This window comes from Oryzibacter oryziterrae (assembly GCF_021864535.1).
Classification (GTDB): domain Bacteria; phylum Pseudomonadota; class Alphaproteobacteria; order Rhizobiales; family Pleomorphomonadaceae; genus Pleomorphomonas; species Pleomorphomonas oryziterrae.
In genome coordinates this window covers 61,320-68,073 of sequence record NZ_JAKJIC010000020.1, presented here as the reverse complement: position 1 = coordinate 68,073, position 6,754 = coordinate 61,320, and the positions used below count along the sequence as shown (strand labels likewise).

Here is a 6,754-nt window from a genome sequence, read left to right as displayed (position 1 = left end):
GCAGGCTGGGCCGGAGCCGCGGCGTCAGCAGCAGGCGCGGCGGCAGCCGGAGCGGTCGTCTCGGCGGCAGCCGGCGTGGCAGCAGGCGTTGCCGGAGCAGCGGGATCAGCCGGAGCCGCCGGCGTTGCGGCAGGCGTAGCAGCCGCAGGCGCTGCCTGTGTTTCAGCGGCCGGAGCCGGTGTCGCCGGTGTCGCAGCGTGTGTCGTCGGCGTGGTGGCAGCCGCCGGAGCAGCGGCCGTAGCGGCCGGCGTCACAGCCGTCTCGGTGCCAGCGGTCGCCTGCGCAGTTGCGAGCGGAGCCGGCGCGGCGGCATCCGCCGTCGGAGTTGCAGCAGCCGGAGCTGCGGGAGCGGCCGGGGTTTCGGTCGTGGCAGCAACCTGAGTGGGCGCCGGCTTCAGCACAGACGGGTCACCACCAGCGGCGGCGAGCTTCTTCTGGGCTTCTTCGAGGCCGGGAACCTGCAGCACGGTGGACGGCTTGTCGGGCTGGTTCAGCACGACGAGGACTTCACCCTTGCCGCCATCGGGAACCGACACGGCGACCGACTGGCTCGACACCACGACATCGCCCTTGGGCGAGGTGGTGCGGATCGACAGGTCATGGGCACCAGCCTTGAGCGGCGTGGCCAGCACGATGGCCCATTCGCCAGCCTGGTTGGCCTTGCCCGACGCAACGACTTCATTGCCGGAGAGGATATCGATGGTGGAGCCGGGTTCGGCCTGACCGGCGATCACGGCATCACCCGACGGCTCGACACGGACCAGATCGAAGATCGGGACGACGCGGTCCTTGACGGAGGCATCGGTCGCGGTCTGGTTGGTGGCCGTAGCCGTGGCGGCGGGAGCCGGTGTGGCAACGACCGTCGTGGAGCCGGACTGGGCTTCGACAACGGGCGTCGGATGGCCGAGCAAGGTGAGATTGAACTTGCGCAAGACGCCATCCAGAGCGCCGCCGAACAGGCCGCCCAGCAGGATCACGATGATGCCGATCACGGAGACCAGCGCATTCCTCAGTTTCGTATTCATTCGAATTCAAGCCCCTGTCGGCGAACTGCTTTCGGCGAGAGCCAAGCTCACGCGCCAAATGCCCTGTCCATCCACCCCAATACCGCACTCGACCGACGACCAAGCCCCTGTCATCGACCCTATTCTGCCCGGCTTATCGGCCGCAGCCAATCAAATCCGGAGCAACCCGAGAAATCATCTGGTGAAAAGCATTGATTTCCACCTGATTTGCAACGCCGGGACAAACACTTAACACCACTTGAGTAAAAGTTTTATACTCAAGGCCAGAGACCAGCAAGCACGCGTCCCCCCGCGAGACGATCGAAGCGGATGCTCTGGACGATTTCCACCTGACCGATGCAATAAAGTCTCACTCCATGTTCCGCTTAGCATCCGGCTCGCCCCTTGACGTGCGCCGTCGGTGGATGTCACTACTTGGGCATGGTCAATATCAGCAGCATTTGCGTCTTCTGCGGCTCTTCGAATGGCCGCAACCCCACCTATGTAGCGGCCGCCGAGCGACTCGGCGCGGATATGGCGCAAGCCGGTATCCGCCTTGTCTATGGCGGCGGATCAATCGGCCTGATGGGCGCGGTTGCACGTTCGGTTCTCGCCAACGGCGGGGACGTGACCGGCATCATCCCGGAATTTCTGGTGCGGCGCGAGATCATGCTCGACGGCGTCACGGATTTCCATGTCGTTCCGGACATGCATACGCGCAAGCGCATGATGTTCGAGCGGGCCGACGCCTTCGTGGCCCTGCCGGGCGGCATCGGCACGCTGGAGGAAGTGGTGGAACAGATGACCTGGGCGCAGCTCGGGCGCCACCACAAGCCCATCGTGCTCGCCGACATCGACGGTTTCTGGGCGCCGCTCATGGATCTGCTGTCGCACATGTCCGAGGAAGCCTTCATCCGCCAGGGCTATGAAGTGAAGTTCCAGGTGGCCAAGACGGCCGAGGAGATCGTGCCGACGGTGCTGGGAACCGCCGAGACGATCTCGCATGCGGCGCTGGTGGGCGACGCCGGAGCCATAGCCAAGCTGTAATGACCATTTCAGGTACATCCGCTTTTTGACTTGGACATTTCATCCGAGGTGGACAGAGTGGGGGCGTTACCCGCCTGGGAGGCCTCTAGATGTTCATGAAATCCTTTGTTGCCGCAGCGTTCGTCTGCCTGCCGGCCTGCGCCCTTGCCGCAAGCGCGGACGAAGAGGCCTATATCAAGGCCGAAGCCGATTTTCGCGCGGAGCTGCAACAGGCCGACGCGTCCGGGGCGTCGCCGGAAGCCTTTGCGACCCAACACGACAAGGCCACTGCCGATCTGAGCGACCGGCTCAAGACCATCCTCGGCGATATCAAGCTGGACGGACTTAACGGCCCGCATTTCAGTCCGGAGTCCCTGACCGGCGGGGACATGGGGTCGGGCAACGTGGATGGCCTCGCCTATTACGCCGAGGAAGGCAACGCGGCGGTGCTGATCACCACCAAGGCCATTCTCGCCAACTGGTTCAAGTATAATCAGGAAACCTATCCGGACTCGGAAGACGCCAACCGAACCTTGGCCGACGTCATCGGGTCGGACGACATCTTCACCTATTCCGTCGGCATGGACGCCGCTTTCACTCTGTTCGATGCCCTGCCCGTCACGTTCGACGGCGAGGAAGCGACCCGCTTCGGCGTCGGTTCGTTCGCCCAGGACGATCTGGGTGCCTATGTGCCGGGCTCGCTGGTGATGTATCGGCAGGTGGGCGACCGCGTCGTCATCGCCACCGAGACGATCAAGACAACCATCGAGCCGTCGGCTGCCTGCACGAAGGTTCAGGCCAAGTGGAAGAAGGCTTCGGACGCCGACTACGGCGGTGAAGAAGCCACAGCTCTGCTCGAGAAGTTCAACGATTGCCTCAAGGGCGAAATGCCGTCGAAGCCCTATTACAAGGCGCTGATCGAACAAGCCCGGGAGTTGGCCAAGCTGGCCGAGACGCCCTGACACCGAAGTTCGGCAAGCTGGCGGCGCGATGGGACAATTTCTTCCATTGCGCCGCGATTGCTTTTGGCGTTTGCATCGGCGGCAGACCGTGAGTGATTACGGGACCGGCAGCCCGCTTCAGGGCGCGCCCCTCGACAGCAAGGCTCAGGATTATGAAGAAAATTCTTTTGGCATCAGTTGTTTCCGTCCTCCTGCCGATGGCCGCACAGGCGGCGACGAGTTCGGAGGACTATCTTGCCTATATTGATGGCGCACGGGCCAAGCTGGCGCAGGAGGAAGCGGCCGGCAAATCCATCGAGGAGATGGGCAAGGCCTTCGATGAAGTGGGCGCCAAGCAACGTTCGTTGCTTGAGGACCTGCTCGGCAAGCTCAAGATCAAGGGCATGGCCGACGAGCCGATGGTCTCCGCCGGACCGGCCTATACCACCGATATCGGCTACGACAATCTCGACGGCCTGCTCTACGCCGACGATGAGATGACGCGGACACTGCTGGTGACGACGCGCAGGATCTATGACCATTGGGTGGCGGCGGAAGCCAAGTCCAAGCCGGATTCGATGTTCGTCGATGGCGCCGACAAGGTGCTGCAGTATGACGATCTGGTCTTCTACACGGTGGGTGGCGACGCCTCCTTCACCGGTTATGCCGACCTCAGTCTGGGGAGCATCGACAGCAACGTCTTTCCCCGCATCTCCGTGGGCACGCTGTCGCAGGATGACGATGGGTTGCCCGAACCCAACATCCTGCTGGCGGTGAAGTCGGACGGCGGCAAGGTCGCCATTGCCACGACGCTGATCAAGACCCAGCTCAAGCCGATCAAGGCCTGCGCCAAGGCCAAGGCCGCCCGCGAGGCGGAATGGAAGAAGGTGGTGACCACCGACGGCGCCGACAGCACCAAGCTCGGCGAGCTGACCGACGCTTATTACGACTGCTATGCCGACAATCTCGACAAGCAGAAGGAATTCGACGCGCTCTCGAAGGAAGCCGAGGCGCTGGCGGCCTTCATCAACAATCCCAAGTGATCAGGCCGGGCTGGCGCGACTGAAGTCGCGTCAGCTGCCGGCATGGCCGTTCTTGATCAGCTTGTAGGTGATCGAGTCGGTCAGCGCCTGGAACGAGGCCTCGACGATGTTTTCGCTGACGCCGATGGTGGCCCAGCGCTTCTGCGTCTTGCGGTCCATGCTCTCGATGAGAACGCGGGTGATGGCGCCCGTGCCGCCGTTGAGGATACGGACCTTGTAGTCCACGAGTTCGAGGGTATCGATCTCGTTCTGATACTTGCCGATGTCCTTGCGCAGGGCCTGGTCGAGCGCGTTGACCGGGCCGTTGCCTTCGGCGACGCTCATCAGGATCTCGTCCTCCACCTTCACCTTGACCACCGCTTCGGTGACCAGCACGCGCTCGCCACGGGCGTTGATGCGGCTTTCGACCATGGTGCGATAGGAGATGACGTCGAAGAAATGCGGCACGGCGCCGAGGTGGCGCAGGGCGAGCAGCTCGAAGGACGCATCGGCCGCCTCATAGGCGTAACCGCGCGCCTCACGCTCCTTGACCTCGCCGAGCAGACCGTCGAGGCGGCGATCCTTCTTGTCGTAGACGATGCCCAAGCGGTCCAGTTCGGCGATGAGGTTGGACTTGCCAGCCTGATCGGACACCAGTACGCGGCGGCGGTTGCCGACGCTGTCGGGGCTGACGTGTTCGTAGGTCCGCGGGTCCTTCATGATGGCCGACGCGTGGATGCCGGCCTTGGTGGCGAAGGCCGACGTGCCGACGAAGGGCGAAGTGCGCGCGGGTGCGCGGTTCAGCAACTCGTCGAAGGCGCGCGACACCTGGGTCAGCGAGCGCAGTTGCTCGTCGCTGACGCCGGTGTCGAAGCGGTCGGCATACTCGCTCTTGAGGGCCAGCGTCGGCAGGATGGTGGTGAGATTGGCATTGCCGCAGCGCTCGCCGATGCCGTTGAGCGTGCCCTGGATCTGGCGGACGCCGGCGCGGACGGCAGCGAGCGAATTGGCTACCGCCTGACCGGTGTCGTCATGGGCGTGGATGCCGAGGAACTCGCCGGGGACGACAGTGGCGATGCGGGTGACGATGGCCTCGACTTCGTTGGGCTGGGTGCCGCCATTGGTGTCGCACAGCACGATCCAGCGCGCGCCGGCCTGACGGGCCGTCATGGCGCAGGCGATGGCATAGTCTGGGTTGGCCTTGTAGCCATCGAAGAAATGCTCGCAATCGACCATGACTTCGCGACCGGCGGCAACGGCCGCCTCGACGGAGAGGCGGATGCAGTCGAGATTGTCGAGCAGCGTGGTCTTCAACGCCACGTCAACATGATAGTCCCAGGTCTTGGCGACGAAGGTGATGGCGTCGGCCTTGGCGGCCAGCAGGCCGGCGATGCCCGGGTCGTTGGAGATGGAGACGCCGGGGCGCTTGGTCATGCCGAAGGCGACGAAGCTGGCCGTCTGCGTCCGCTTTTCGGCGAAGAAGGCATCGTCGGTGGGATTGGCGCCGGGATAGCCGCCCTCGATATAGGCGAAGCCGAGACTCTCGATCAGGCGAGCCACGACGATCTTGTCCTCGACCGAAAAGTCGATGCCCGGCGTCTGGGCACCGTCGCGCAGGGTGGTGTCGTAGAGATAGATGCGTGACTTCTCGGTCATGATCTCAGGCCGTTCTTCCCGGTGTGTCTGTAGGGCGCAGGGCGCCGGTATCGCGTATTTGAATGGGGGGAGCTGACCGCCGGCAGCTGCTGGCGCCAACACCCCTCATCCGCCCTGACGGGCACCTTCTCCCACAAGGGGAGAAGGGTTTTGGTTAGTCCGCGAACCGATCGGTTGCCGAGATCAGCTCGTGCAGGATGCCGGGTTCGGACAGGGCATGGCCGGCGCCTTCGACGATGCGGAAGTCGGCTTCGCGCCAAGCCTTGTGCAGGTCCCAGGCGTTCTGCATTGGGGTGGCCATATCATAGCGGCCATGGATGATGACACCCGGAATCCCCTTGAGCTTGCCGGCGTTGTCGATCAGCTGGCCGTCTTCCATCCAGCCTTCGTGCACGAAATAGTGGTTCTCGATGCGGGCGAAGGCGATGGCGAAGTCCTCATCGGAGAAGGCATCGACCATGCCCTGATCGGGCATCAGCGTGATGGTGGACCCTTCCCATAGCGACCAGATCTTGGCGGCGGCCACGCGGGTGGCGCGATCGGGCGAGACGAGACGCTTGCGATAGGCGGAGATGAGATCGGCCCGTTCGGCGGCGGGGATATGCTCGCGGAAGGGCTCGAACTTGTCAGGATGCATGAGCGAGGCGCCGTGCTGGTAGTACCACTGCAGCTCCCAGCGGCGCAGGGCGAAGATGCCGCGCAGCACCAGTTCGGACACGTGCTCGGGATGCGTCTCGGCATAGGCGAGCGCCAGGGTCGAGCCCCAGGAGCCACCGAAGACCAGCCACTTGTCGACGCCCATCATCTCACGCAGACGCTCGATGTCGGCGACCAGATGCCAGGTGGTGTTGGCCTCGAGTTCGGCATGCGGGGTGGAGCGGCCGCAACCGCGCTGGTCGAACAGGATCACGTCATATTTGGCGGGATCGAAGACGCGGCGTTGGGTGGCGTTGCACCCGCCGCCCGGACCGCCGTGCAGGAAGACGGCCGGCTTGGCGCCGCGAGTGCCGACGCGTTCCCAATAGACCTGGTGGCCATCGCCGACGTCCAGCATGCCGCTCTCAAAGGGCTCGATCGGCGGATAGAAGCTGCGCAGTTCGCTCAT

6 protein-coding genes are annotated in these 6,754 nt (G+C 63.9%); 3 read left to right on the top strand and 3 right to left on the bottom strand.

The window, feature by feature from the left end; genetic code table 11:
- On the bottom strand, window positions 1-1,025 hold a 1,025-nt coding region (locus L2I41_RS18065), incomplete at its 3' end, for an Ig-like domain-containing protein (RefSeq protein ID WP_507161417.1).
- Between the two features lie 420 nt (window positions 1,026-1,445).
- Here L2I41_RS18065 and L2I41_RS18060 point away from each other — a divergent pair.
- The 3 genes from L2I41_RS18060 to L2I41_RS18050 all read left to right on the top strand — a co-directional run bounded on the left by L2I41_RS18060 (window position 1,446) and on the right by L2I41_RS18050 (window position 4,014).
- Entirely contained in the window at window positions 1,446-2,051 is a 606-nt protein-coding gene (locus tag L2I41_RS18060) for an LOG family protein (RefSeq protein WP_237154975.1), read from the top strand.
- Window positions 2,052-2,140: 89 nt separating this feature from the next.
- The gene (locus tag L2I41_RS18055) at window positions 2,141-2,992 is read left to right on the top strand and encodes a hypothetical protein (RefSeq protein ID WP_237154974.1); all 852 of its coding nucleotides are present in this window, start codon (window positions 2,141-2,143) and stop codon (window positions 2,990-2,992) included.
- Window positions 2,993-3,159: 167 nt separating this feature from the next.
- On the top strand, window positions 3,160-4,014 hold the full coding sequence (locus L2I41_RS18050; RefSeq protein WP_237154973.1) for a hypothetical protein: 855 nt from the start codon (window positions 3,160-3,162) through the stop codon (window positions 4,012-4,014).
- Window positions 4,015-4,044: 30 nt separating this feature from the next.
- Here the strand turns inward: L2I41_RS18050 and cimA are convergent, their stop codons facing one another.
- Window positions 4,045-5,649, bottom strand: coding sequence for a citramalate synthase (gene cimA / locus L2I41_RS18045; RefSeq protein ID WP_237154972.1), 1,605 nt, complete (start codon window positions 5,647-5,649; stop codon window positions 4,045-4,047).
- A gap of 154 nt (window positions 5,650-5,803) precedes the next feature.
- Entirely contained in the window at window positions 5,804-6,754 is a 951-nt protein-coding gene (gene pip / locus L2I41_RS18040; RefSeq protein ID WP_237154971.1) for a prolyl aminopeptidase, read from the bottom strand.

Bases quoted from the DNA above. Each gene is read 5' to 3' on its own strand.
- pip (WP_237154971.1), bottom strand. From the start codon at position 6,754: ATGAGCGAACTGCGCAGCTTCTATCCGCCGATCGAGCCCTTTGAGAGC.
- L2I41_RS18055 (WP_237154974.1), top strand. From the start codon at position 2,141: ATGTTCATGAAATCCTTTGTTGCCGCAGCGTTCGTCTGCCTGCCGGCC.
- cimA (WP_237154972.1), bottom strand. From the start codon at position 5,649: ATGACCGAGAAGTCACGCATCTATCTCTACGACACCACCCTGCGCGAC.
- L2I41_RS18060 (WP_237154975.1), top strand. From the start codon at position 1,446: ATGGTCAATATCAGCAGCATTTGCGTCTTCTGCGGCTCTTCGAATGGC.